A 22,624-nucleotide genomic window follows, 5' to 3' on the forward strand; every position below is an offset into this window, starting at 1 on the left:
AACGGTTAGGCCTTGGCCAGCAGCTCGGCCACCACCCGCGGCACGCCGGTCGTAGCCGGTTCGCGCACGAAGTGCACGTTGGCGCGGGCTGCCACGGCTGGTTGGTTGGGGTCGACAATGTAGGTAGGGCAGCCCGTGGGCGTGTAGTGCACCAGGTTGGCCGCCGGATATACCTGCAGCGACGTGCCCACTACCATAAATACGTCGGCGGTGGCGGTTTCTTCCATGGCCCGCTCCATCAGGGGCACAGCCTCGCCAAACCAGACGATGTTGGGCCGCAGCTGATGGCCTTTTTCGCACTGGTCGCCTAGGTCAATCCGGTCCCCGCTCATCGGGTACACCAGGTGTTCGTAGCGGGTGCTGCGCGACTCGAATAGCTTGCCGTGCAAGTGCAGCACGTGGCTGGAGCCAGCCCGCTCGTGCAAGTCATCCACGTTCTGGGTGATGATAACCACTTCGTAGGCCTGCTCCAATGCCACCAGGGCCAGGTGGCCAGCGTTGGGCTGGGCGGCCCGGGCGGCGGCGCGGCGCTGGTTGTAAAACTCCAGCACCAGCTCCGGGTTGCGGGCCCAGCCTTCGGGCGAGGCCACGTCTTCGACCCGGTGGCCCTCCCAGAGGCCGTCGGAGCCGCGAAAGGTTGCCAGGCCACTCTCGGCGCTGATGCCGGCGCCGGTCAGTACCACAATTTTCTGCTTCATATTTCTTCTGTGTCAGCCCTTAAAAGCGGCGGAGCTGGTGGATGGTAAAATCCCACTCCGGCGTTTGTAGCGGAGCCTGGTCATTGAGCTCATACCACGGACTCAGCTTTGGGTTCTGCAGATTACGCAAAACATGGATTTCCTGGGCCGGCATGTAGCTCTGGGCCAGCAAAAAATACCGGCGGCCGGTTTTGGGATTTACGCTAACGTCCAGTACCAGCACGGCGTGGCCCGGGGAGCCGCCCTGCACGAATACGTCGCCGGGCTGTAGGGTGTTCATTGCCACCGGCTGCATTTCGCGCTCTACCGAGCGGGTGCCGGCATAGGTAAAAATCTGGTCGAGGTAGTGCCGAAATACCACGTGGGTGGGGGCCTCCACAGCCTTAGTGGCGGGTTCTACTGCCTCCCCGTTCACCCGGAAGCCTTTGCCCGCGTACCAGTCCGCAAACCAGATGTCATGCCCGCTGGTCAGGTGGAAGTGAATTTTGTCGGGCTGCTGGCTGAACAGATATTCCCCGCGCAGCCGGATAACCGCATCGGCACACTGCTGTAGGTCGCGCTTGCCCACATCAATGCGCAGCACGGCCGCGTGCACCGTTTGCGGCGTCTTGAGCTGGCCGTTGTACAGATGCACCGCCGCCCCGGCCGGCTGCAAAGGTAGGTGCCGCAGCCAGGACCCAAACGAGCCGGCCGCTACCGGCTGCCGCGCGGCCCCGGTGGGAGGCGCAAAGCGGCTACTCAGGGTTTGCCGGGCGTCGTACTGCCCGGCTGGCAGCCAGCGGTAGTCAGCCGAGTGGGGCGCGCCTGTTTGGGCCCAAATCGTGGAAGGCAGCAAAAGCAGAAGCCAAAAGCCGGTGCGGTTCACAGTCCGATGATAAAAGGTAGGCTTCTACAACGGCGGAGCAGACCAGGAATTTTATGGCCATAAAAAAAGCCTCCGCACCAGGGCAGAGGCTTTTTTAGATTCAATCAGGCCAGAATTACTTAGCCTTGGCCGTTGGCTTCTTGGCGGCGGGCTTTTTAGCTGCCGCTCCCGAAGCTTTCTTGGCCGCGGGCTTTTTCTTGGCGGGTTTATCGGCCGTGTCTTCGGCGGCCGGAGCGGCTTTTTTGGCGAATCGCCCGCCCTTGGCCGGCTTGTCCGGAGTTGCTTCGGCCAACTCCAGGCAGCGCTCCAGCGTCAGCTCGGCTGGCTCTTCGCCTTTGGGAATCTTCACGTTTTTCTTGCCCACCACGATGTAGGGCCCGAAGCGGCCGTTGAGCACCTGCACGTCCTCGCGGCCGGGAAAGTCCTTAATCAGGCGCTCGGCGTCGGTTTTGCGCTTGGCCTCAATCAAATCAACTGCTTCCTGGGCCGTAATGGTGTGCGGGTCCTGCTCCTTGGTTAGGGAGTAAAACTTGCTGTCGTGGCGGATGTAGGGACCGAAACGACCCAGGGCGGCCGTCATGTCCTTCTCCTCAAACTGGCCCACAATGCGCGGCAGCTTGAACAAATCCAGCGCTTCCTCCAGCGTGATGTTCTCAATGAACTGGCCTTTGCGCAGGCTGGCGTACACGGCTTTCTCGCCTTCCGGCGCGCCTTCCTTGGGCTCAATCTGCACGTAGGGGCCGTAGCGGCCCAGACGGGCGGTCAGCTTCTGCCCGGTTTCGGGGTGCAGACCAATTTCGCGGGTCGAGCCCAGCGTGCTGCGCTCAATGTCCTGGCCCCGCTCAATGGTTTCGTGGAACGTGCCGTAGAAGTCGGCCAGCATCTTGCCCCACTGTTCCTGCCCGTTAGCAATCAGGTCAAACTCACCCTCGACCTTGGCCGTGAACTGATAGTCGATGATGATGGGGAAATGCTCCACCAGGAAATCGTTGACGACCATGGCGGTATCGGTGGGGAAGAGCTTGGCTTTGTCGGCCCCGAAGGTTTCGGTTTTGGCTTCCACTTTCACCTCGCTGCCTTCCAGCGTCAGCACGTGAAACTTGCGCTCCTTGCCTTCGCGGGTGTCTTTTTCCACGTAGCCGCGCTTCTGAATCGTGCTGATGGTGGGCGCGTACGTCGACGGCCGGCCGATGCCCATTTCCTCCAGCTTTTTTACCAGCGAAGCTTCCGTGTAGCGGGCCGGGGGCGAAGAGTACCGCTCCGTGGCCCGCAGCAGCTGCAGCGGCAGCTCCTGCCCAACGTTCAGCGGGGGCAGGCCCCGCGAAAACGATGATTCGGTGCTGGCTTCTTCGTCCAGGGTTTCTTCGTCCTTCGACTCGCTGTAGGCTTTTAGAAAGCCCTCAAACGTAATGACTTCGCCTGTTGCCATCAGTGGCGTGCCGGGCTGGGTGCTGATGCCAATGGTAGCTACCGTGCGCTCAATCGTGGCGTCGGCCATCTGCGAGGCCATAGCCCGCTTGCGGATCAAATCGTAGAGGCGCTGCTCGGCCGAGTCGGAGCCGGCTTTCACCAGGGCAAAATCGGTGGGGCGGATGGCTTCGTGCGCTTCCTGAGCCGAGGCCGACTTGGTTTTGAAGTGGCGCGTGTGGGCGTATTCCGGGCCGTAGGAAGTGCTGATTTCGGCCTTAGCCGCCGCCAGCGCGTCCTGCGACAGGTTCACCGAGTCGGTCCGCATGTAGCTGATCTTACCCGCTTCGTACAGCTTCTGGGCCACGCTCATGGTCTGGGCCACCGAGAAGCCCAGCTTGCGCGAGGCTTCCTGCTGCAGGGTAGAGGTGGTAAACGGCGGTGCGGGGCTGCGCTTGCCCGGCTTCTTTTCCAGGTTCTCAATCTTGTAGGCCGCCCCGACGCAGCGGGCCAGAAATTCCTGGGCCTCGGCCTGGGTTTTGAAGCGCGTAGGCAGCTCGGCCTCCAGCACCGTGCCGCGGCCCGCATCGAAGCGCGCCGTCACGCGGTAGGCCGACGAGGATTTGTGCTGATTGATTTCCCGCTCCCGCTCCACCACGAAACGCACGGCCACCGACTGCACCCGGCCTGCCGACAAGCCGGTCTTCACCTTCTTCCACAGCACCGGGCTCAGCTCGAAGCCCACCAGCCGGTCGAGCACGCGCCGGGCCTGCTGGGCATTCACCAGGTTCAGGTCGATTTCCCGCGGGTTGTCGATGGCATTGAGAATGGCATTCTTGGTAATCTCCCGGAACACGATGCGCCGGGTTTTGGCCTCGCTCAGGTTCAGGGTTTCGGCCAGGTGCCAGCTGATGGCCTCGCCTTCGCGGTCATCGTCACTCGCCAACCAGACCGTTTCGGCCTCCTTGGCCAGCTTCTTCAACTGGGCAATGATTTCCCGCTTGTCCGGCGACACGACATAGGTCGGTTTGAAGCCATTGGTAATATCAATGGCATTATTATCCTTGGGTAAGTCGCGGACGTGGCCGAAGCTGGATTTGACGATAAAGTCCTTGCCCAAGTACCCTTCAATGGTTTTGGCTTTGGCAGGTGACTCTACGATGACTAGATTTTTGACCATATCAGGCTTGGGAGAGGGCGGGATAGAAACGGGCTCGGCTTAGGAAACGGCCGAGGCAAAGGAAAAGTTGAATTTTGCCGCAAAGATGCTGGAATAATCCGGTGTGCCACCGCAGCCAATAGCAATTATGCCGGAAGCGGCCCGGGCGGCTACTGCCGAAGCGGGGTTTTTTAACGCCCCGCAGCCGGCAACTAGTTCACCAGATGGGAGTTTGTAGAATCCTGACAACAAACGGGAACGAATGTGGTTCGAGACGCTGTATTTGCTACCTTTGTAAGTCTAGGAACTCCTGCGTGGCTGTTCCCGGTTTACAGCTTCGCCTCTCTACACCAGGCTTCGCAACCCTACCCCTTGTATGGCTTCAGGTAAGACTACCAAGAATACGACTACGCCGGAAAACAATACCCCCGAACAGGGTTCCCCGTCTTCGAGTACCACTTCTCCCACTCCTTCCGCCCCCTACGACCGTAGCCCCATGCTGCGGCCCGCCGGTGCCCGCACCAGCTCCGACATTACCCGTAAGCGGGGGAGTGGCCGCGGCTCGGAAGACAGCCAGGAGGCCGATTACGTCAACGACCAGCTCAACCGGGTGCTCTACGCGCTCGACGCCTTTAAGAAGGGCGACGTGTCGGTGCGCCTGACCAAGCAGAACGACGACATCTTCGCCGAAATTGCGGAGGCCTACAACTCGATGGTAGAGATGATCGGTGGGGTAGGTGGGGAGGTGTCGCGCATTTCCAAGGTTGCCGGGGTAGAAGGTAACCTGAAAGCCCGCGCCTCGGCCGAAAACGCGTCGGGCTTCTGGCGCGACATGATCAACAATATCAACGGCCTGGTAGACAGCATCGCCGTGCCGGTATTGGAGGTAGGCAAAGTACTGAAGAACATATCGAAGGGTAACCTGGACGAAACCTTCCAGATTCCGGTGTCGGGTGACTTCAAGGTGATGGCCGAAACCATCAACAAAACGATTGACAACCTGAACCTGTTTGCCGGCGAGGTAACCCGCGTGGCCCAGGAAGTAGGTACCGAAGGCAAGCTCGGCGGCCAGGCCAGCGTGCCGAACGTAGGCGGCGTGTGGAAGCAGCTGACCGACAACGTAAACACGATGGCCGCCAACCTGACCTCTCAGGTGCGGGACATTGCCAACGTAGCAACCGCCGTAGCAAAAGGTGACCTGAGCCAGAAGGTAACGGTAGACGTTAAGGGCGAGCTGCTGCAGTTGAAGCAGAACCTGAACCAGATGGTGGACTCGCTCAACCTGTTTGCCGGCGAGGTAACCCGCGTGGCCCAGGAAGTAGGTACCGAAGGCAAGCTCGGCGGCCAGGCCTCGGTACCGAACGTGGCCGGTGTGTGGAAAGAACTCACCGACAACGTAAACTACATGGCCTCGAACCTGACCTCGCAGGTACGGGACATTGCCAACGTAGCAACGGCTGTAGCAAAAGGCGACTTGTCGCAGAAAATCACCGTTGACGTAAAAGGCGAGCTGCTCCTGCTAAAGCAGAACCTGAACCAGATGGTGGACTCGCTGAACCTGTTTGCCGGCGAAGTAACCCGCGTGGCGCAGGAAGTAGGCACCGAAGGTCGCCTTGGCGGCCAGGCCTCGGTACCCAGCGTGGCCGGCGTGTGGAAAGAACTAACCGACAACGTAAACTACATGGCCTCCAACCTGACGCTTCAGGTGCGGGACATTGCCAACGTCGCTACCGCCGTTGCCCGCGGCGACCTAAGCCAGAAAATCACCGTTGATGTAAAAGGCGAGCTGCTGCAGCTGAAGCAGAACCTGAACCAGATGGTGGACTCGCTCAACCTGTTTGCCGGCGAGGTAACCCGCGTGGCGCAGGAAGTAGGTACCGAAGGAAAGCTCGGCGGCCAGGCCAGCGTGCCGAACGTGGCCGGTGTGTGGAAAGAACTCACCGACAACGTAAACTACATGGCCTCGAACCTGACCTCGCAGGTACGGGACATTGCCAACGTCGCTACCGCCGTTGCCCGCGGCGACTTGTCGCAGAAGATGACGGTAAACGTGAAGGGCGAAATCCTGGAGCTCAAGAACATCTTGAACCAGATGGTGGACTCCCTGAACATCTTCGGTGACGAAGTAACCCGCGTAGCCCGCGAAGTAGGTACGGAAGGAAAGCTTGGCGGCCAGGCCAACGTGCCCCGCGTCGGTGGTACCTGGAAAGAGCTAACCGACAACGTAAACACGATGGCCGCCAACCTGACCTCGCAGGTGCGGGACATTGCCAACGTAGCTACCGCCGTAGCAAAAGGTGACCTGACCCAGAAGATGACAGTAGATGTGAAAGGCGAGATTCTCGACCTGAAAAACATCCTGAATCAGATGGTGGACTCGCTCAACATCTTCGCCGGCGAAGTAACCCGCGTAGCGCGTGAAGTAGGTACCGAAGGTATTCTGGGCGGCCAGGCCAACGTGCCGAGCGTATCGGGTACCTGGAAAGATCTGACCGACAACGTAAACACGATGGCCTCGAACCTGACTTCTCAGGTGCGAGACATTGCCAACGTAGCAACGGCCGTAGCCCGTGGCGACCTGAGCCAGAAGGTGACGGTAAACGTGCGCGGTGAGCTGTTGCAGCTGAAGGAAAACCTGAACCAGATGGTGGACTCGCTGAACACGTTCGGTGACGAAGTAACCCGGGTGGCCCGCGAAGTAGGTACGGAAGGCCGCCTCGGCGGCCAGGCTGTGGTGCCCAACGTGCGCGGTACCTGGAAGGACCTCACCGACAACGTAAACACGATGGCCGCCTCGCTCACCTCGCAGGTGCGCGACATTGCCAACGTAACTACCGCCGTAGCCCGCGGCGACCTAAGCCAGAAAGTTTCGGTAGACGTTAAGGGCGAGCTGCTCGACCTGAAGGACAACATCAACCGGATGGTGGACTCGCTGAATATCTTCGCCGGCGAAGTAACCCGCGTGGCCCAGGAAGTAGGTACCGAAGGTCGCCTCGGCGGCCAAGCCAATGTGCCCAACGTATCGGGTATCTGGAAAGACCTGACCGACAACGTAAACACGATGGCGGCCAACCTGACCACTCAGGTACGCGGCATTGTGAAGGTAGTAACCGGCGTATCGCAGGGTGACCTGACCCAGAAGCTGAAGCTGGAGGCCAAAGGCGAAGTAGCCGAGCTGGCCGACACCATCAACCGCATGGTGGATGACCTGAACCGCCTCGCCCTGGAAGTAAGCCGTGTGGCCAAAGTGGCCGGGGTGGAAGGCAAGCTGACTGAGCGTGCCACCGTAGGCGGCGTGTCGGGCAGCTGGAAGGAAATCGTGGATACACTCAACGACCTGATCGAATCCATTGCCTCGCCGGTACTCGAAGTGTCGCGCGTGGTACGGGCCATTTCGGAAGGTGACCTGACGCAGAAAGTAGAGATTCAGACCGCTGGGGATATTCTCGCCATGTCGAACGCGCTGAACATCGCCGTGGAAAACCTGAACGAACTGCTCGGCGAAATCAACGACTCGTCGCAGATTGTAGGGGAGTCGTCGGAGGAAATGGCCGCCAAAGGCCAGGAGATGAGCCGGGTAACGGTCGACGTAGCTTTGGCTATGCAGCAGATGGCCGAAGGCGCGCAGAACCAGGCTTTGAAAACCGACCAGGCCTTTAAGCTGATTGAGGAAATCATGCAGGCCACGAAGGAAACGGCCGGCAAAGCCGACATCGTGAACAAATCGGCTATTCTGGGTGAGCAAACTTCCCAGCTCGGTCTGAAAACGGTGGCGGAAGTGGTAAAGAACATGGAGGAAATCTCCAATGCTGCCGCCCAGACCAGCAAGACCATCGAAGTACTGAGCACCCGCTCGCAGGAAATCAGCAAGTCGCTGGGCGTTATCACCGACATTGCCTCCCAGACCAACCTGCTGGCTCTGAACGCCGCTATCGAAGCTGCCCGCGCCGGGGAAGCCGGCCGTGGTTTCGCCGTAGTAGCTGAGGAAATCCGCAAGCTGGCCGAAGGCTCCCGCAAATCGGCTTCGGAAATTGCGACGCTGGTAGAGGACGTAAAGAAAGATACGACCTCGGCCGCCACCGCTATTTCGACCATGGAAGGCCGGGTACTAAAAGGCAAGAATGCTACGTTCGAAGCATCCAGCGCCTTTAAGAACATTGCCACCTCCAGCGGTGAAACGCTCCGCACCTCCCGCGACATTCTAACGGCAACCGAGGTGCAGAAAACCTCGATTGGCGACGTAGTAAAGTACGTGGAGGAAGTGGTAGCCATTGCCGAGCAAACAGCTTCGGGCACCCAGCAAGTAGCCAGCACCGCCAAGCAGCTGTCCTCGTCGATGCAGGAACTGACGACTTCGAGCCAGAACCTGACCGACATTGCGGACGACCTGCAGGTAGGTCTGTCGGCCTTCCAGCTGATGGAAGACCTGCTGCCCGAGCCCGAGCCCGAGCCGCAGCGTGGCCTGCGCCGCATGGGCGTACCGCGTACCGCGGCCCAGCCAGTGGCCGTTACCCGCGAGAGAAACCAGCGTCGGACCGTTGCCGCTCCGGCGGCTCCCGAACCCCGCCGGGGTGCTGCCAGTGCGCCGGCCCGCAAGGCGGCCCGCAAAGCGGCCGTAGAAACGCAGGGGCCCACTGCGAATGCAGAGGTAAAGAATGCTGCGCCAGCTAAACCGAATCGTCGGGTTCGGAATGGCAAGCCAGTTGCCCAACCAGAGAACGAGAACGGTAAGGCGCCAGCTAAACCGCGTTCTAAGGCCAAGTCTAAATAAATCCCCTCATCATTTTGAGAAGAACCGGTTTCAAGCACTGGGCCGGTTCTTTTTAATAATGTTTCCAGCATGCCTGAAGCAGAACCGACCAGCGAGAAAAAAGCCGTTAAGCAGGATAAGCTCATCCAGCTTATCGTGTTCCGGCTGGGCGACGAAGAGTATGGTATTCGCATTGAGCAAGTGAAGGAGGTAACCGTTACCCCGGAAATTGCCCGCATGCCCAAAACCCCGTCGTTCGTGAAGGGCATTGCTAATCTGCGCGGCGACATCATTGCCATCATCGATTTGGAGGAGCGTTTTAAGCTGCGCCCGGCCAATCAGTCCATGCCCACGATGAGCTACACCCTGGCCATTGAAGCCAAGGAGTATACCATCGGTATCGTGGTGCGGGAAGTGCCGCAACCCTTGTCTATTCCGCTGTCCATCATCGAAAAAGCCCCGGAATTCATCCAGGATATGAATATCCAGGACAAATACATTGAGGGAATTGCCAAAGTAGAAGGGCGCATCATCATCGTGCTTGATATGCCCAAACTGCTGTCCCCCACGGAAATCATGCAGCTGCAGCCGAAATAAAAAATCTTCGTCGGCAGCACCCCGTACACAGGCTTGACTTTCCAACACCCCAATTTTCCTCATTCTGACTCTCTGATCTACCCTGTATGAAAAACCGCATTCTCATCGTAGACGACTCGTTCTACATGCGTACGATGCTCAAGAATATGCTTACCGACGCAGGCTATGAAGTCGTGGGTGAAGCCGCCAATGGCCAGCAGGCCCTGGAAATGGCTAGCGCTACCCGCCCCGACCTGATTACCCTCGACGTAATTCTGCCCGACAACACCGGTCTGGACGTGCTCAAAGGCATTCGTCAGGAACAGCCCGACGTAAAAGTGGTTATGTGCAGCGCGGTTGGTCAGGAAGTAATTGTGAATGAAGCACTGGAGAGTGGGGCTACGGCTTACATCGTGAAGCCTTTCTCCGAGGAAAAAGTACTGGAAATCGTGGGCGGCGCCTTGCAGAATCAGGACTCTGATTCTTCGGAAGCTTAACCCGGCCGGCTCCTTTTAACTTTTAATTCCTCCGTAGTAAACTCAAGCGTCGCGTTTTCGCACGTTTCAATCCACTCAGTGCACAAAGTTTCCGCCCCTTTCACCTTGCTGCTCGGTTCCCTGCCCCCCTTCGTGCGGCTGGAGCTGACGAGGCTGCTGCATGCCGAGCCCGATTTGCGGGTGGTCGGTACAGCTGCCAGCGCAACGGAGCTGGTGGCACTGGCGCGGCGCTTGCGGCCCGGGTTGGTCATTGCCAGTGACAGCCAGCTGGCGGGAGTAGAGCGGCTCAGTCGGCAGTATCCCGTGCCAGTGCTGCTGTATGGGCCGACTACGAGTCCCAATGCCCTCCCAAAGGAAGACGCCCAGTGGGGTATCTACGATTATCTGCCTCCCGTGCTGGGCAAGGACCACCCGGAATTTGCCCGGTACCGACTGAATCTACTGACCAAAGTCCGGGCTGTTTACCAGCAACCGTTGGCAGCAGTGGTCAAACGCCCGGTCATTACCTTACCACCTAGCGGCGTAGCGGTGATTGGGGGCTCCACAGGCGGGGCTCAGGCCGTCGAGGCGTTGGTGAGAGCCTTGCCAGCAACGCTTACCAGCGCCGTGTTGGTGGCCATCCACTTGCCCGCACATTTTACCGAGTCCTTTGTAGCCCGGCTGCGCCGCGCCACGGTGCTGCCAGTTGTGACGGGTGAGCCAGGAACGACGCTGGAAGCCGGCAAAATTATCGTGGCCCCCGGTGGGCACAACACGGTGGTGCGTGCCCAGAGCCGGGGGCCGTGGCTTACCTGGCACACCGAATTTACGGATGAGGTAAGTCCGGTTCCGGATGAGCCTTCCGTGGACTTGCTCATGAAGTCGGTGGCGCGCACCGTGGGCCGCAACTCGCTCGGCATTGTACTCACGGGGCTGGGCCGCGACGGTACGCTAGGGGCTCAGAGCATCCGGCAGCACGGGGGCTTCGTTATAGCTCAGGACGAAGCTTCTTCGGCCGTATTCAGCATGCCCAAGTCGGTTATTCAGCACGGGGCGGCCAATATCATTTCTCCTCTCAGTGACATAGCCGGCTACATTGGCCGCTTAGCCACCCAGTTGCGCATCAACCGGGTTTCCTCTTTCTCATCGTCAACGCAGCTGGTTACTCGATGAAATCAAGGGAGGAAGAATACCGGGAGATTTTCATGGCCGAGGCGCTCGAGTATTACGATGCGATGAGCCGCCACATCAGCGAGCTGGAAAAAGACCCCAACGACGAAAAGGCCCTGCACGAGCTTTTCCGGCTGATGCACAACCTCAAGGCCAATGCGCGGGCCATGGGTTTCAACGACATCGGGGAGGTGGCGCATCGCATGGAAACCATCTTCGGCCTGATCCGGAGCAAGGAGCGCACTTTTTCCGGCTCATTGGTACCGGTGCTGTTTACCGGTGTCGATACGCTGGGCGGTATGATCCGGGCGGTAGACCAGGATGAGGACGTTGCCAACGCCGATCAGCTGCTGCACAACCTGGACCTGCTGGTGGAAGGTGAGGAGCCCATTCTGGAACCGGACGAAAAGAATGTCGACGAAGATGCGACGCGCAAGCTAGAGCTGTCGGATCTGGTCTACATTCAGATCAAGAAGCTCGACCACCTGCTCAATCTGGTCGGGGAGCTGATTATCGACCGGGACCGGATTCTGACGCTGAGCCAGGAAATCGGGAGCCCGGCGCTGCAGGCGGCCGCTTCCCACCTGTTCCGCATTGCCGACGATTTGCAGTACAGCGTCATGGACGCGCGTCTGGTGAACGTCGGCTCGCTGTTCAACAAGTTTCCGCGGGTAGTGCGCGACGTGGCCGTTGCCGAGAAAAAGGAAGTTGAGCTGACCATCATTGGTCAGGATATTCAGATTGACCGCAACATTCTGCAGATCATCACCGATGCACTGCTGCACCTGGTGCGCAATGCCATTGGCCACGGCCTGGAAACGCCCGAGGAGCGCGTCCGCGCCGGCAAGCCGGAGCAGGGCAGCCTCACGCTCTCGGCCCAGACCGAGCGCGACGATGTGCTAATTCAGGTAATCGACGACGGCAAGGGCATTGATGTGGAGCAGGTGCGGCGCAAGGCCGTAGAGCGGGGCCTGGTTTCGGCCGAGGCTTCCCGCTCGCTCGATGCCAATGCCGTACGGGCTTTCCTGTTTGAGCCCGGCTTTTCCATGGCCAAGGAGGTAACCGATATTTCCGGCCGGGGCGTAGGGCTCGACGTAGTGAAGCTGGCCATTGATTCATTGGGCGGGCAGTTGCGGGTCGATTCAACGTTGGGCCAGGGAACCACGTTTACGCTGGTTCTGCCGACATCTATTGCCGTGAAGGGCGCCTTGCTCTTCGAACTGGAAGAGCGTAGCTACGCCATTCCCCTCATGCACACCGACTCCGTAGTGTCGTTGCAGCCCAAAGAGCTGCACGTCGTCGGTGGTATCCTGATGGCGCGTTTACTGGGGGAAAACGTCCCCGTAGTAGATTTGCGGCAGCTTTTGCACAACAGCGACGGCGCCTTGCTGCCCGCAGTAAAAGCCGAGCTGCAAGGCCGACAGGATATTATTATTGTTAACTACAACAACCGTAAGCTGGGCTTAATCGTGGACCGCTTCCTGCGCCAGCAGGATATCGTGATTAAGCCCATGAGTAAACCATTGGATATGATTGACTTGTTCGGGGGCGTTACGCTACTGGGCAGCGGTCAGGTCTGTTTGGTGATTGACGTGCCGGCGCTGACGCGGCTTTTCTTAGCCAAGCGACCGTAATCAAATGCGAAATTCGGGCTTTCTGGAAACAGGCTGCCCTTCAATTGACTGACACCTATGGATTTGCACATGACGGAACTAGAGCGGGATATTATCCGCGAGATTCTGAACATAGGATTGGCCCGCGCGGCTGACTCCTTTGCCGTAATCGCGCAGGAAAAGGTATTGCTGGAGGTTCCGAATCTGGACATCATGCCGGGAAGTAACATCCTGGATAAGGTGCACGAGTTTGAAGGCACGCACGCCATCATCCAATCCGATATTCGCGGCGAGTTCAACGGCACCACGCTGATGTTCTTCTCCGGCCAGCACGTGCAGCGCCTCTCGCGGGTGTGCCTGCGCATGTCGGTGCCCGATTCGATTCAGATCGATGAGATGCAGGAGTCACTGCTGCTGGAAATCAGCAACATCATCACCGGGGCACTGGTCACGCAGCTGGCCAACATTCTCAAGGCCAAGATTTACGGTGCCCCGCCCAAGGCGCCCAAAGGCAATATTGCCGGCTCGCTCCATACGCTGCTGGAAAGCCAGCCCAAGGTGCAGCCGCTGATTTTCTCGGTTATCACGCAGTTCTCGGACAAGGAAAACTCGGTGGAGCTGCCCCTGATGCTGTTCTTTGACCGCAACACCTTCGAGAAAATCCTGGATATTATCCGCACGTATGACTTCCTGGGTGGCCAGGAAAGCAACGCCTAGCTCTTTCGAATTTCATTTGGCTGTCCTACCGGCGCGCAAAGTCTGCTTCACACCAGGCTTTTCCAGCAGCCGGTAGGACAGTTCTGTTTCAGTGCTGCCCGGGCAGCTTCATTTCATTCCCCAGTCTACACACATGGCTACTACACCCTCCTCCAGCTTGGAAAAAAAACTTGCTGCCTTCGACCCCAACGCCCTGGGCGACACGGCCGGCGGCTTATACGGATTGCCTTTCACCGTGGAAGAAGCGCAGGTCGTTGTCGTGCCCGTGCCGTGGGAAGTAACTGTGTCGTACCGTGGCGGCACGGCCCTGGGCCCGGAGGCCATCCGGGAAGCTTCCCTGCAGGTCGACCTCTACGAACCCGATATTCCCGAAGCCTGGCGCATGGGGCTGGCTATGGAAGAGGAAGACGAGAAAATTGCGGAGGAAAGCCGCCAGCTGCGCACCCAGGCCGCCGACTACATTGGCTGGCTCGAAGCGGGGCAGCCCGCCGGTAAAGCCGGAAACTTCGCGACGGTGCCCCAACAGGTTACGGCCCGCGGCAAGGCGCTGGTAGAATGGCTCAAAGCAAAAACCGGTTCCTACCTGGATGCCGGCAAAGGCGTGGTAGTGCTCGGTGGCGACCATAGCACTCCGCTGGGTTACATGCACGCGCTGGCCGAGCGGCACGAGGAATTCGGCATTCTGCAGATTGATGCCCATTGCGACCTGCGGCCCGCCTACGAGGGCTTCGAGTACTCGCACGCTTCCATTATGTACAACGCCCTGAAGCTGCCCCAGGTGAAAAAGCTGGTGCAGGTCGGCATCCGGGACTTGTGCCAGCAGGAAGCCGAGCTGGTCGAGCATTCGGGCGGACGCGTAGTTATGTTTCACAACCGCTTTCTGTCGAATGAGAAGTTTGCCAAGAAGTCGTGGAAGAAAGTATGCGGTAAAATCATTGCCCAGCTGCCGCCCAAAGTATACCTGAGCTTCGACATCGACGGATTGGACCCTAAGCTGTGCCCCGGCACCGGCACGCCCGTGCCCGGCGGCCTGGAGTTTGAAGAAGCGCTGTACCTGATTCGCACCATCGTGGAATCGGGCCGCACCATCATTGGCTGCGACCTAAACGAGGTGGCACCCGGCGACACCGAGTGGAACGCCATTGTAGGTGCCCGGCTCCTGTTTCAGATGGCACACTGGATGGGCGTTTCCCAGGGCCGGATTCAGGCACACATTTCGGAGAAATAGGCTGGAGCCAACGGAGTGCGCAATTTTTCGTAAGGTTGTGAGCTTTTAACCGAGCTGCTTTCCTCTCCATTTTTCCAACCACACAACCGTCCGTATGGGTTTTCTGATCAAACTGCTGCTGAGCGCCATTATCACCTACGTCCTGGGTAATTTTCTGCCCGGCGCGCATCTGGCGGGCTTCGGCGACGCAATTCTGCTGGTCTTGGTGCTCGGCATTCTCAACGCGGTGCTCAAGCCCATTCTGAAAATCCTGGGCTTTCCGATTACCGTCCTGACGCTGGGCTTGTTTCTGCTGGTTATCAACGCCGTCATCGTGCTGCTGGCCGACTGGATTCTGCCCGGCTTCAAACTGGATGGTTTCCTCTCCGCGCTGATTTTCAGCATCGCCCTGTCTTTGGTTACCTCGGTGGTCGATATGGTCATCGACTAACGCGTTTGGCTACCAATAAAAAAGGCCTCCCGCACGAGCAGGAGGCCTTTTTTATTGGTAGCCAGCTGTGTTAAGCCGGAGTTTGCTGCCGCAGCTGCCAGCGGCGCCACAGCCAGCTGCCACCGATGCCCAGAACCAGCAGGGGCCAGATGTTGGTAAGCAGCACGGCCACGCTTACCACCAAGGACCAGCCCCGGTTGAAGGCGGCCAGGAAACGGGGTGCGGCGTCTGGCATGGGCGGGGCAGCTTCTTCGGCCGGAATATGCTGGAAGTAGCGCAGCGTGAGGGTGGCCCAGGTGCTCTGGCCGGTCCAGGTTTTGGCTTGGGCTTCCGAGGCCGTAATTTCCGCCCGAACCTGACTTACCTGCGCTTCCAGCCGTTGAATTTCCGCCGGCGTTTTGGCTTGTTTCAGTAACTGCGCGTACCGGCTTTCCGCTTCCCGCTTCGTTTTGAGCTCATTGCTGACGTGGAGCAGGTCGGCCGTTACGTCGCTCGAGGAAATGTCCTTGTTTTCGATGCGGCCCAACTTGCCCAGGGTCTGTAGCAGCGGCATGAACTGCGTGGGCGGCACCTTGATGGTGATTTCCTGCCGGTGCTGGCCGTCGGCCCGGGTTTCGTGCGCCGTGCTGACGAAGGCCCCGTGCTCGGTGAGCAACCGGTCGACCTGGCCGGAAACCTGCTCGAAGTTGTCTACCGCTAAACTCAGCTCGCCGTGGTAGATGATGCTGCGGGCTGTTTCAGCGGGCCGCCCCGGAGCAACTGCGGAAGAAAGGGGAGAGGAAGAGTCGGCCGCAGCTTGGGGGTAGATGACGCTTTCTTCCTGCTCGGCCTGGCTGCACCCTGCCAGGGCCAGTCCGAGCAGGACTGGATACAACAGATGTTTCATCAGAAGTCGAAATAAAGGTTGGGGAAGAAAGCTGCGCAGCTTTGCTCTTTATGCGGGGCCGGGCGGCAGGTAACCCACCACCACCGGAAAAGCAACGAGCCCGACCTGTTCAGGTCGGGCTCGTTGCAGGGGTAAAACGTTGCGGAAAGACTACAGCCGTCGGATCTGGGCACCCAGAGCGTTCAGGCGCTTGTCAATAAACTGGTAGCCGCGGTCAATCTGCTCCACGTTGTCAATCACGCTGCGGCCCTCAGCCGAGAGAGCCGAAATCAGCAGGGCCACGCCGGCGCGGATGTCGGGCGAGGTCATGCTGATGCCGCGCAGGGCATTGCGCTTGTCGAGGCCGATAACAATGGCGCGGTGCGGGTCGCACAGCGTAATCTGGGCGCCCATGTCGATTAACTTATCCACGAAGAACAGACGCGACTCGAACATCTTCTGGTGAATCAGCACGGTGCCCTTGGCCTGAATAGCTACCACGAGCACGATGCTGAGCAAATCCGGAGTCAGGCCCGGCCAGGTGTGGTCCGATACCGTCAGAATGCTACCATCAAGGTAGGTAGCAATTTCGTAGTGGTCCTGAGCGGGAATGTAGATATCGTCGCCCCGGATTTCAAGCTGGATACCCAGCTTGCGGAACGTATCCGGAATCAAACCCAGCTCGGCCACCTGGCAGTCCTTAATGGTGATTTCGGAACCCGTCATGGCCGCCAAGCCGATGAAGGAGCCGATTTCAATCATGTCGGGCAGCATGCGGTGCTCGGTGCCACCCAGACTTTCCACGCCTTCAATGGTCAGCAGGTTGGAGCCGATACCGTTAATTTTGGCGCCCATGCGCACCAGCATCTTGCAGAGCTGCTGCAAGTATGGCTCGCAGGCCGCGTTGTAGATGGTGGTAACGCCTTCGGCCAAAACCGCCGCCATAACGATATTGGCCGTGCCCGTTACCGAAGCCTCGTCCAGCAGCATGTAAGTACCGCGCAGGCCATTCTCGGCCTTGATGCGGTAGAAGTCGGTGCCTTCTAGGGTTAGCTTGCCGCCGAGCTTTTCCAAGCCCAAAAAGTGCGTATCCATCGGCCGGCGGCCGATTTTGTCGCCGCCGGGCTTGGGCAGCTGGCACTTGCCGAAGCGGGTCAGCATAGGGCCCAGAATCATCACGGAGCCGCGCAGCGCCCGTCCCTGGGCCACAAACTGCTCGGAATCCAGGTAGTCCAGATTTACCGCGTCGGCCTGAAAACGATAGGTGTCGGTGGAAAGCTTCCCGACTTTAACGCCCATGTCGCGCAGCAGCTCGATGAGCTTGTTCACGTCGCGGATGTCGGGAATGTTGCTGATGGTGACGGGCTCGGAGGTGAGCAGCACCGCGCACAGAATTTGGAGGGCTTCGTTTTTTGCGCCCTGCGGCACGATTTCACCCTTCAGCGGTTTGCCGCCGATTACTTCAAATGAAGCCATGGAATGGTAGCTAGTAGCTAAGCGCCGTTAGCTGTTGGCAGATGATAGAAAAAAGAAAAGCAGGAGAACCAGCCGCCCCTGCTACTAGCTGACAGCCCAAACAGCCATCAGCTAACGGAAAATGAGCTTACTGAGGTGGCTGCTGCGGTTCCTGACGGCCTTTCTTGCCGCCGCGGCGCTGCTTGTCGCGCCGGTTGTTGTTGCCGCCGCGCCGACCTTCCCGGTCGCCTCGGTCCCCCCGCTCGCCGCGTTCCGAACGCTCGGCGCGGGGCTGGGGCACGATGAAGGGCGCGGGCCGGCCACCAGCAGTCGGGGGCGTGGCAAACTCAAACAGGTTGTTAGCATCCACCTGGGCCGGGTCCAGCTCCAGCTTGCCGCCCGACAGCTCCTTGAGGTGCTTGAGGATGGTCACGTCCTTGGCGTTTTCCTTGCTGTAGGAACGGTAGAGGAACTTCATAGTGCGGCCAATGGCAATGGTAGCCTGCTCGCGCTCGGCCGCGTCTTCCAGGGCCAGGGCCTGCTCAATCATGATTTCGACGCTGCGGCCGTAGGCTTTAAGCTTGGGCGACTTGCTGGGGTAAGCCACGCGCTGGGGCTGCTTGGCCAGAATGTCGAGGGCGTGCAGCGGGTAGGGGCTATCCACGTCCAGCTCGCCGTCGGTCATTTCGAAGATGTGGTTCCACACTTTCGGCTGGGCGTCGGGCTGCTCGCGCAGGGCGGGGTTGAGACGGAAAATGAGCTGCACGATCTGCTGGGCCCGCTTGGTGCGCTCTTCCCGGTCTTCGATGGTGCGCAGCTGCTGAATCAGCTCGTAGGTGCTCTGCCCGTATTCGCGCAGCAGCAGCTCGTGTTTAAAAGGTGACGGTAAGGCCATTGGAAAAGGCGTAGCTGCCCTGAAAAGCAGCTGGTTAAGTCAAATAGAAGTGGCGCCGGCCGGTTTAGGTAGCTGATTCACAACGGGTAGCGAATCTGCGGGCGGCGGCTAAGCTGGTCAAGTTACGACCTTCCGCCTAGCTGTGCACCCGCAATTTCGCAAAACTCAGCAATAACGTCTTCTCACCCACTTCTTCGAAGTCGATGATGGCCTTGGTAGAGCCCTGCTGCACTTCGAGCTTGGTTACTTTGCCGAAGCCGAACTTGGGGTGCTCCACGCGCTGCCCGGTTTGCAGGTTGCTCGTGTCCGAGGGCTGAAAATCGGCCGGTGGGGTGTAGCCCTTGGCCACCGTCTTACGCGGAGCGGGCGGAATTAGGTTCGAACGGCGCTCCACGACGTGGCCAAACGGCGACTCGCCGGGGCCGGCCGAGGAAAACTTGAAGTCGACAAATTGGGGGTCAATTTCGTCGAGGAAGCGGCTTTTCTCGCAGCTGCGCAGGTTGCCCCACTGGTAGCGGGAGGTAGCGTAGCTGAGCGTGAGCTTCTTCTCGGCCCGGGTAATGGCCACGTAGAACAGACGCCGCTCTTCCTCCAGATCAGCCCGGGAGGTAATCATCATCTGGCTCGGAAACAGGTTTTCCTCCATGCCCACGATGTAGACGTTGCGGAACTCCAGGCCTTTGGCCGAGTGAATGGTCATCATCGTCACGGCCTCGCCTTCGTCCTTGGCGTCCTTGGTGTCGGCGTCCGTCACGAGGGCAATGTCCTGCAGGAAGGAAGCAAGCGACTTGTCCTCCCGCTCGGGGTCCTCGGTGTAGGCCTTCACCCCGTTCAGGAGTTCCTGAATGTTCTCGTAGCGCGACAGGCCCTCGATGCTTTTATCGGCGTAGAGCTCCTCAATCATGCCCGAGTTCTTGGCAATGAACTTGGCGGCCTCGAAAGCATCTTCCTTGCCGGCCAGCACCGCGTAGCTCTTGATCTGCTCGGCGAAGCTCTCAATCGGGTTGGCAATGCGGGCCGTCAGGAAGGAGTTGGCGTTGGCTACCACCTCCCAGAGCGTGTGGTTCGACTCCTCGGCCGTGTTGATCAGCTTGCTGATGGTCGTGTCGCCGATGCCGCGCTTGGGGTAGTTGATGACGCGGCGCAGGGCCTGCTCGTCGTTGTGGTTTACCGTCAGGCGCAGGTAGGCCACCAGGTCCTTGATTTCCTTGCGCTGGTAGAAGCTCAGGCCGCCGACAATCTTGTACTTGATGTTGAGCTTGCGCAGGGCTTCTTCCATGGCCCGGCTCTGGGCGTTGGTGCGGTACAGAATGGCGAAGTCATCATACGACAGATGCTGATTCATCTTGTCCTCGTAGATGCTGTTGGCCACCAGCTTACCTTCCTCGTTGTCGGAGGCGGCTTTGATGACCTCAATCAGGGTGCCTTCCTCATTTTCCGAGAAAACGTCCTTGCGCAGCTGGGCCTTGTTGTTCTTGATGACCGAGTTGGCGGCCTTCACGATGTTCTTCGTGGAGCGGTAGTTCTGCTCCAGCTTAAACACCTGCAATTCAGGGTAGTCCTTCTCGAAGTTGAGAATGTTGGTAATGTCGGCCCCGCGGAAGGCGTAGATACTCTGGGCATCGTCGCCCACGACGCAGATATTGCGCTCTTTGGCGGCCAGCTTGCGGGTTATCAGGTACTGCGAATAGTTCGTGTCCTGATACTCGTCGACCATCACGTACTTGAAGATGTTCTGGTACTTGTTCAGCACGTCGGGGTGGTCCTTGAAGAGCACGTTCGTGTTGAAGAGCAGATCATCGAAGTCCATGGCGCCGGCCTTGAAACAGCGGGCGTGGTACTGCTGGTAGATGGCGCCGATTTTGGGGCGCAGGGCCGCGTCGTCGTCCTGGCGAATCACCGGGTCGTTGAGGTACTGCTGCACCGAAATCAGCTTGTTCTTGGCCGCCGAAATCCGCCCCAGCACCATGTTGGGCTTGTAGAGCTTGTCGTCGAGGTCCATTTCCTTCACGATCTGGCCCAGCAGCGTCTTGGAGTCCTGGGTGTCGTAGATGGTGAAGTGGCGGGGGAAGCCGATTTTATCGGCCTCGGAGCGCAGGATTTTGGCAAACACCGAGTGGAAGGTGCCCATCCAGACGTTCTTGGCCTCGGGCCCTACGACCTTTTCAATCCGGGCGCGCATTTCCTTGGCGGCCTTGTTGGTAAAGGTCAGGGCCAGGATGTTGAACGGGTCGACGCCCTGCTCCAGCAGGTTGGCAATGCGGTAGGTCAGCACCCGGGTTTTGCCCGAGCCGGCGCCGGCAATAATCATGCAGGGGCCGTCGATTTGAAGCACCGCGGCGGCCTGGGAAGGGTTCAGGAGTTTGTTGTAATCTAATGCCATTCGTAGGGTAATATCAGCGCCTCGGCTAAGGGGCAAAGGTAGGGCTTTGCCTGCGGAGTTACAGCCTTCTAACCAGAGTTTCAGCTGGGGTTTGAACTGCTTCTCAACGCCGGGTGTATCTTTGCAGTTCGCTTCTTTGCAATTCCATGATTATCATTCAGAATACAGTCATCTCCGACGACGTGCGCGACAATTTCTTTGTCTGCAACCTGGAAGCCTGCAAGGGCGCCTGCTGCGTGGAAGGTGACCTGGGCGCTCCGCTAGAGGCCCACGAGCTGCAGATTCTGCAGGACGAGTATCACAACATCAAGCCCTTCCTCACCGAAGCCGGCCAGCAGGCCATCGAGCAGCAGGGTCTCTACATCAAGGACTGGGAAGGCGACTACAGCACCACCACCATCAACGACCGGGAGTGCGCCTATGCCCTGTATGATGAGCGCGGCATCCTGAAGTGCGGTATTGAGCAGGCCTATCTGGCGGGTGTGACGACGTTCAAGAAGCCCATCAGCTGCCACCTCTACCCGATTCGCATCACCAAGTACGAGGACTTCGAGGCCCTGAACTACGACCGGTGGAACATCTGCAACCCGGCCTGCAGCTTCGGCGCTACCCTCGGGGTGCGCATCTATCAGTTTCTGAAGGAGCCCCTGGTGCGCAAGTACGGGGAAGAATGGTACGAGGAGCTGGTCACGGAAATCGAAACCAACAGCCCGCCGGTGAATGCCTAGGTGGGAAAGGAAAAGGCCGACTGCGAAGTCGGCCTTTTTTTGTGGGTGAATCTTATGAAGCCGGCCAGCAATTAATTAGCGGCCTTCGCGCGTATATCTGGCAAATCGCGCTTCTCTTAGTCGGTCCAGTAGTAGCGTGTCAGCAGGGGTTAGGGGTATAGGTCGCCGTTTTTGCTGTTGGCGGAAGTGAAGACTCATGTATTCTATCACATTGGAACTGCCACTGATACAGCCATTACGAACTTCTACAACTGCCGTGTCGGCTTCATTTTTCCGTAATACGGTGAGCAAGCTTTGCGAATTGCGGCCAAGCAGCGCTAAGTACGAATAACAGCGGACTGCCGGGCTGGGATGATCTGTCAGACTCACCAACTCTGCTTCGGTTGCCGTGGCTGCTATTTTCTCATACCGCTCATATTGCTCTGCTCTTCTTGGTATTCGGCCCACGTATTGCCCATCGACAGTAGAGGCTGAGCCTATCTGAGCGGCTATGGCTCGGAGGGGCTGTTTGACGCTGCGGATTTCAAAAGGCTGCTGTGCAAGACCGACCGAACTCGTGGCTAGGTGAAGCAAGCAAAACAGCAATAAGCGCATAGAGGCAACAGAGATAGTATTCACCAGCTATAAACCTAACAAAGAAAAACCCGACTAGCAGCAGTCGGGGCTTATTCACCTTCTCTGGTCGTTACGGCACCTATCCATTAGTACTTCTTCCGGACCATTTTGTCTACCAGATTAATATGCAGGCGGGTGTTCCGAAAGATAACCGTGTGGTCTTTTGCCAGGGAATAAAATGCCTCGGCTTGTGCTGGAACCTCGGAGCTAACTAGCGGAATGCCTTTGGCGGCTATCAGGCGGCCGCGGTAACAAAACTGCAGGATGGGCCGGCGCAACTTTTGAATGGCTGCCAAACGCTCCCTGTTTAAGATAACCAGGTCCATCCCGGTCCGGGTTTTCGTCAGCACAAAATCCGAGCGGCTCAAGGACTCGCTTGTGAGAGAATCAGTAAAGCGCACGGTGTCGCAGTCAGGAGATGCGGGCTTGGAGGACACTTGCGCCCGGGCACTGGGGAGCAGGCTACCCAGTAAGCAAAGGGCCGCGAAGAGCACAGGGGCAAAGGACATAGAGGATAAGTGGGACTGAATGGGGGCAACTTGTTAAACGAATGTAGGTAAGACGCCCCTGCTTTCCTTGTACCCCGAATCGAGG

General features: G+C 58.7%; 17 protein-coding genes. 9 read left to right on the plus strand and 8 right to left on the minus strand.

Annotation, left to right across the window (positions count from 1 at the left end; genetic code table 11):
* Positions 1 to 5: 5 nt before the first annotated feature.
* From LGH70_RS03530 to topA, 3 genes are all read right to left on the minus strand, one after another.
* Entirely contained in the window at positions 6 to 698 is a 693-nt protein-coding gene (locus tag LGH70_RS03530; protein WP_226182761.1) for an SIR2 family NAD-dependent protein deacylase, read from the minus strand.
* 19 nt (positions 699 to 717) lie between these two features.
* Entirely contained in the window at positions 718 to 1,533 is an 816-nt protein-coding gene (locus tag LGH70_RS03535) for a DUF4846 domain-containing protein (protein ID WP_226182763.1), read from the minus strand.
* Between the two features lie 145 nt (positions 1,534 to 1,678).
* Complete coding sequence (topA, locus tag LGH70_RS03540; RefSeq protein ID WP_226182765.1) at positions 1,679 to 4,150, minus strand: type I DNA topoisomerase; 2,472 nt, start codon at positions 4,148 to 4,150, stop codon at positions 1,679 to 1,681.
* A gap of 355 nt (positions 4,151 to 4,505) precedes the next feature.
* Between topA and LGH70_RS03545 the strand changes: the two genes are divergently transcribed.
* The 8 genes from LGH70_RS03545 to LGH70_RS03580 all read left to right on the plus strand — a co-directional run bounded on the left by LGH70_RS03545 (position 4,506) and on the right by LGH70_RS03580 (position 15,089).
* Positions 4,506 to 8,900, plus strand: coding sequence for a HAMP domain-containing protein (locus tag LGH70_RS03545; RefSeq protein ID WP_226182767.1), 4,395 nt, complete (start codon positions 4,506 to 4,508; stop codon positions 8,898 to 8,900).
* A 69-nt stretch (positions 8,901 to 8,969) separates the two neighbouring features.
* A complete protein-coding gene (locus LGH70_RS03550) occupies positions 8,970 to 9,476 on the plus strand; it encodes a chemotaxis protein CheW (protein ID WP_226182769.1) in 507 nt (168 codons plus the stop codon).
* An 86-nt stretch (positions 9,477 to 9,562) separates the two neighbouring features.
* Positions 9,563 to 9,952 (plus strand): response regulator, encoded by a 390-nt coding sequence (locus LGH70_RS03555; RefSeq protein WP_226182771.1) that lies wholly within the window; start codon positions 9,563 to 9,565, stop codon positions 9,950 to 9,952.
* 78 nt (positions 9,953 to 10,030) lie between these two features.
* Positions 10,031 to 11,104 (plus strand): chemotaxis protein CheB, encoded by a 1,074-nt coding sequence (locus LGH70_RS23770; RefSeq protein WP_226182773.1) that lies wholly within the window; start codon positions 10,031 to 10,033, stop codon positions 11,102 to 11,104.
* Complete coding sequence (locus tag LGH70_RS03565) at positions 11,101 to 12,735, plus strand: chemotaxis protein CheA (protein ID WP_226182775.1); 1,635 nt, start codon at positions 11,101 to 11,103, stop codon at positions 12,733 to 12,735. The genes LGH70_RS23770 and LGH70_RS03565 overlap by 4 nt, the downstream gene beginning before the upstream one ends.
* A 69-nt stretch (positions 12,736 to 12,804) precedes the next feature.
* The gene (locus LGH70_RS03570) at positions 12,805 to 13,431 is read left to right on the plus strand and encodes a chemotaxis protein CheC (protein ID WP_226182777.1); all 627 of its coding nucleotides are present in this window, start codon (positions 12,805 to 12,807) and stop codon (positions 13,429 to 13,431) included.
* A 157-nt stretch (positions 13,432 to 13,588) separates the two neighbouring features.
* Entirely contained in the window at positions 13,589 to 14,659 is a 1,071-nt protein-coding gene (locus tag LGH70_RS03575) for an agmatinase family protein (RefSeq protein WP_348533733.1), read from the plus strand.
* 94 nt (positions 14,660 to 14,753) lie between these two features.
* Positions 14,754 to 15,089, plus strand: a complete 336-nt coding sequence (locus tag LGH70_RS03580; protein WP_226182781.1) for a phage holin family protein — start codon at positions 14,754 to 14,756, stop codon at positions 15,087 to 15,089.
* A 70-nt stretch (positions 15,090 to 15,159) separates the two neighbouring features.
* On the opposite strand, the gene LGH70_RS03585 is transcribed toward LGH70_RS03580, so the two are convergent.
* The 4 genes from LGH70_RS03585 to LGH70_RS03600 form a co-directional block, all read right to left on the minus strand.
* A complete protein-coding gene (locus LGH70_RS03585) occupies positions 15,160 to 15,975 on the minus strand; it encodes a DUF4349 domain-containing protein (protein ID WP_226182783.1) in 816 nt (271 codons plus the stop codon).
* Between the two features lie 150 nt (positions 15,976 to 16,125).
* The gene (gene murA / locus LGH70_RS03590) at positions 16,126 to 17,430 is read right to left on the minus strand and encodes a UDP-N-acetylglucosamine 1-carboxyvinyltransferase (RefSeq protein ID WP_226182785.1); all 1,305 of its coding nucleotides are present in this window, start codon (positions 17,428 to 17,430) and stop codon (positions 16,126 to 16,128) included.
* 127 nt (positions 17,431 to 17,557) lie between these two features.
* A complete protein-coding gene (locus LGH70_RS03595) occupies positions 17,558 to 18,304 on the minus strand; it encodes a DUF4290 domain-containing protein (protein WP_226182787.1) in 747 nt (248 codons plus the stop codon).
* Between the two features lie 136 nt (positions 18,305 to 18,440).
* The gene (locus LGH70_RS03600) at positions 18,441 to 20,687 is read right to left on the minus strand and encodes an ATP-dependent helicase (RefSeq protein WP_226182789.1); all 2,247 of its coding nucleotides are present in this window, start codon (positions 20,685 to 20,687) and stop codon (positions 18,441 to 18,443) included.
* A gap of 146 nt (positions 20,688 to 20,833) precedes the next feature.
* On the opposite strand from LGH70_RS03600, the gene LGH70_RS03605 reads away from it, so the two are divergent.
* Positions 20,834 to 21,415, plus strand: a complete 582-nt coding sequence (locus LGH70_RS03605; protein WP_135392948.1) for a DUF3109 family protein — start codon at positions 20,834 to 20,836, stop codon at positions 21,413 to 21,415.
* A 701-nt stretch (positions 21,416 to 22,116) separates the two neighbouring features.
* Here the strand turns inward: LGH70_RS03605 and LGH70_RS03610 are convergent.
* On the minus strand, positions 22,117 to 22,539 hold the full coding sequence (locus tag LGH70_RS03610) for a hypothetical protein (protein WP_226182791.1): 423 nt from the start codon (positions 22,537 to 22,539) through the stop codon (positions 22,117 to 22,119).
* Between the last annotated feature and the right edge of the window lie 85 nt (positions 22,540 to 22,624).

This window comes from Hymenobacter nitidus (assembly GCF_020447315.1).
GTDB classification, from domain to species: Bacteria; Bacteroidota; Bacteroidia; order Cytophagales; family Hymenobacteraceae; genus Hymenobacter; species Hymenobacter nitidus.

Excerpts from the sequence above, each read along its gene's own strand:
- LGH70_RS03530 (WP_226182761.1), bottom strand. The coding sequence starts at position 698 with ATGAAGCAGAAAATTGTGGTACTGACCGGCGCCGGCATCAGCGCCGAG.
- topA (WP_226182765.1), bottom strand. The coding sequence starts at position 4,150 with ATGGTCAAAAATCTAGTCATCGTAGAGTCACCTGCCAAAGCCAAAACC.
- LGH70_RS03545 (WP_226182767.1), top strand. The coding sequence starts at position 4,506 with ATGGCTTCAGGTAAGACTACCAAGAATACGACTACGCCGGAAAACAAT.
- LGH70_RS03550 (WP_226182769.1), top strand. The coding sequence starts at position 8,970 with ATGCCTGAAGCAGAACCGACCAGCGAGAAAAAAGCCGTTAAGCAGGAT.
- LGH70_RS03555 (WP_226182771.1), top strand. The coding sequence starts at position 9,563 with ATGAAAAACCGCATTCTCATCGTAGACGACTCGTTCTACATGCGTACG.
- LGH70_RS03565 (WP_226182775.1), top strand. The coding sequence starts at position 11,101 with ATGAAATCAAGGGAGGAAGAATACCGGGAGATTTTCATGGCCGAGGCG.
- LGH70_RS03570 (WP_226182777.1), top strand. The coding sequence starts at position 12,805 with ATGACGGAACTAGAGCGGGATATTATCCGCGAGATTCTGAACATAGGA.
- LGH70_RS03580 (WP_226182781.1), top strand. The coding sequence starts at position 14,754 with ATGGGTTTTCTGATCAAACTGCTGCTGAGCGCCATTATCACCTACGTC.
- LGH70_RS03585 (WP_226182783.1), bottom strand. The coding sequence starts at position 15,975 with ATGAAACATCTGTTGTATCCAGTCCTGCTCGGACTGGCCCTGGCAGGG.
- murA (WP_226182785.1), bottom strand. The coding sequence starts at position 17,430 with ATGGCTTCATTTGAAGTAATCGGCGGCAAACCGCTGAAGGGTGAAATC.
- LGH70_RS03595 (WP_226182787.1), bottom strand. The coding sequence starts at position 18,304 with ATGGCCTTACCGTCACCTTTTAAACACGAGCTGCTGCTGCGCGAATAC.
- LGH70_RS03600 (WP_226182789.1), bottom strand. The coding sequence starts at position 20,687 with ATGGCATTAGATTACAACAAACTCCTGAACCCTTCCCAGGCCGCCGCG.
- LGH70_RS03605 (WP_135392948.1), top strand. The coding sequence starts at position 20,834 with ATGATTATCATTCAGAATACAGTCATCTCCGACGACGTGCGCGACAAT.
- LGH70_RS03610 (WP_226182791.1), bottom strand. The coding sequence starts at position 22,539 with ATGTCCTTTGCCCCTGTGCTCTTCGCGGCCCTTTGCTTACTGGGTAGC.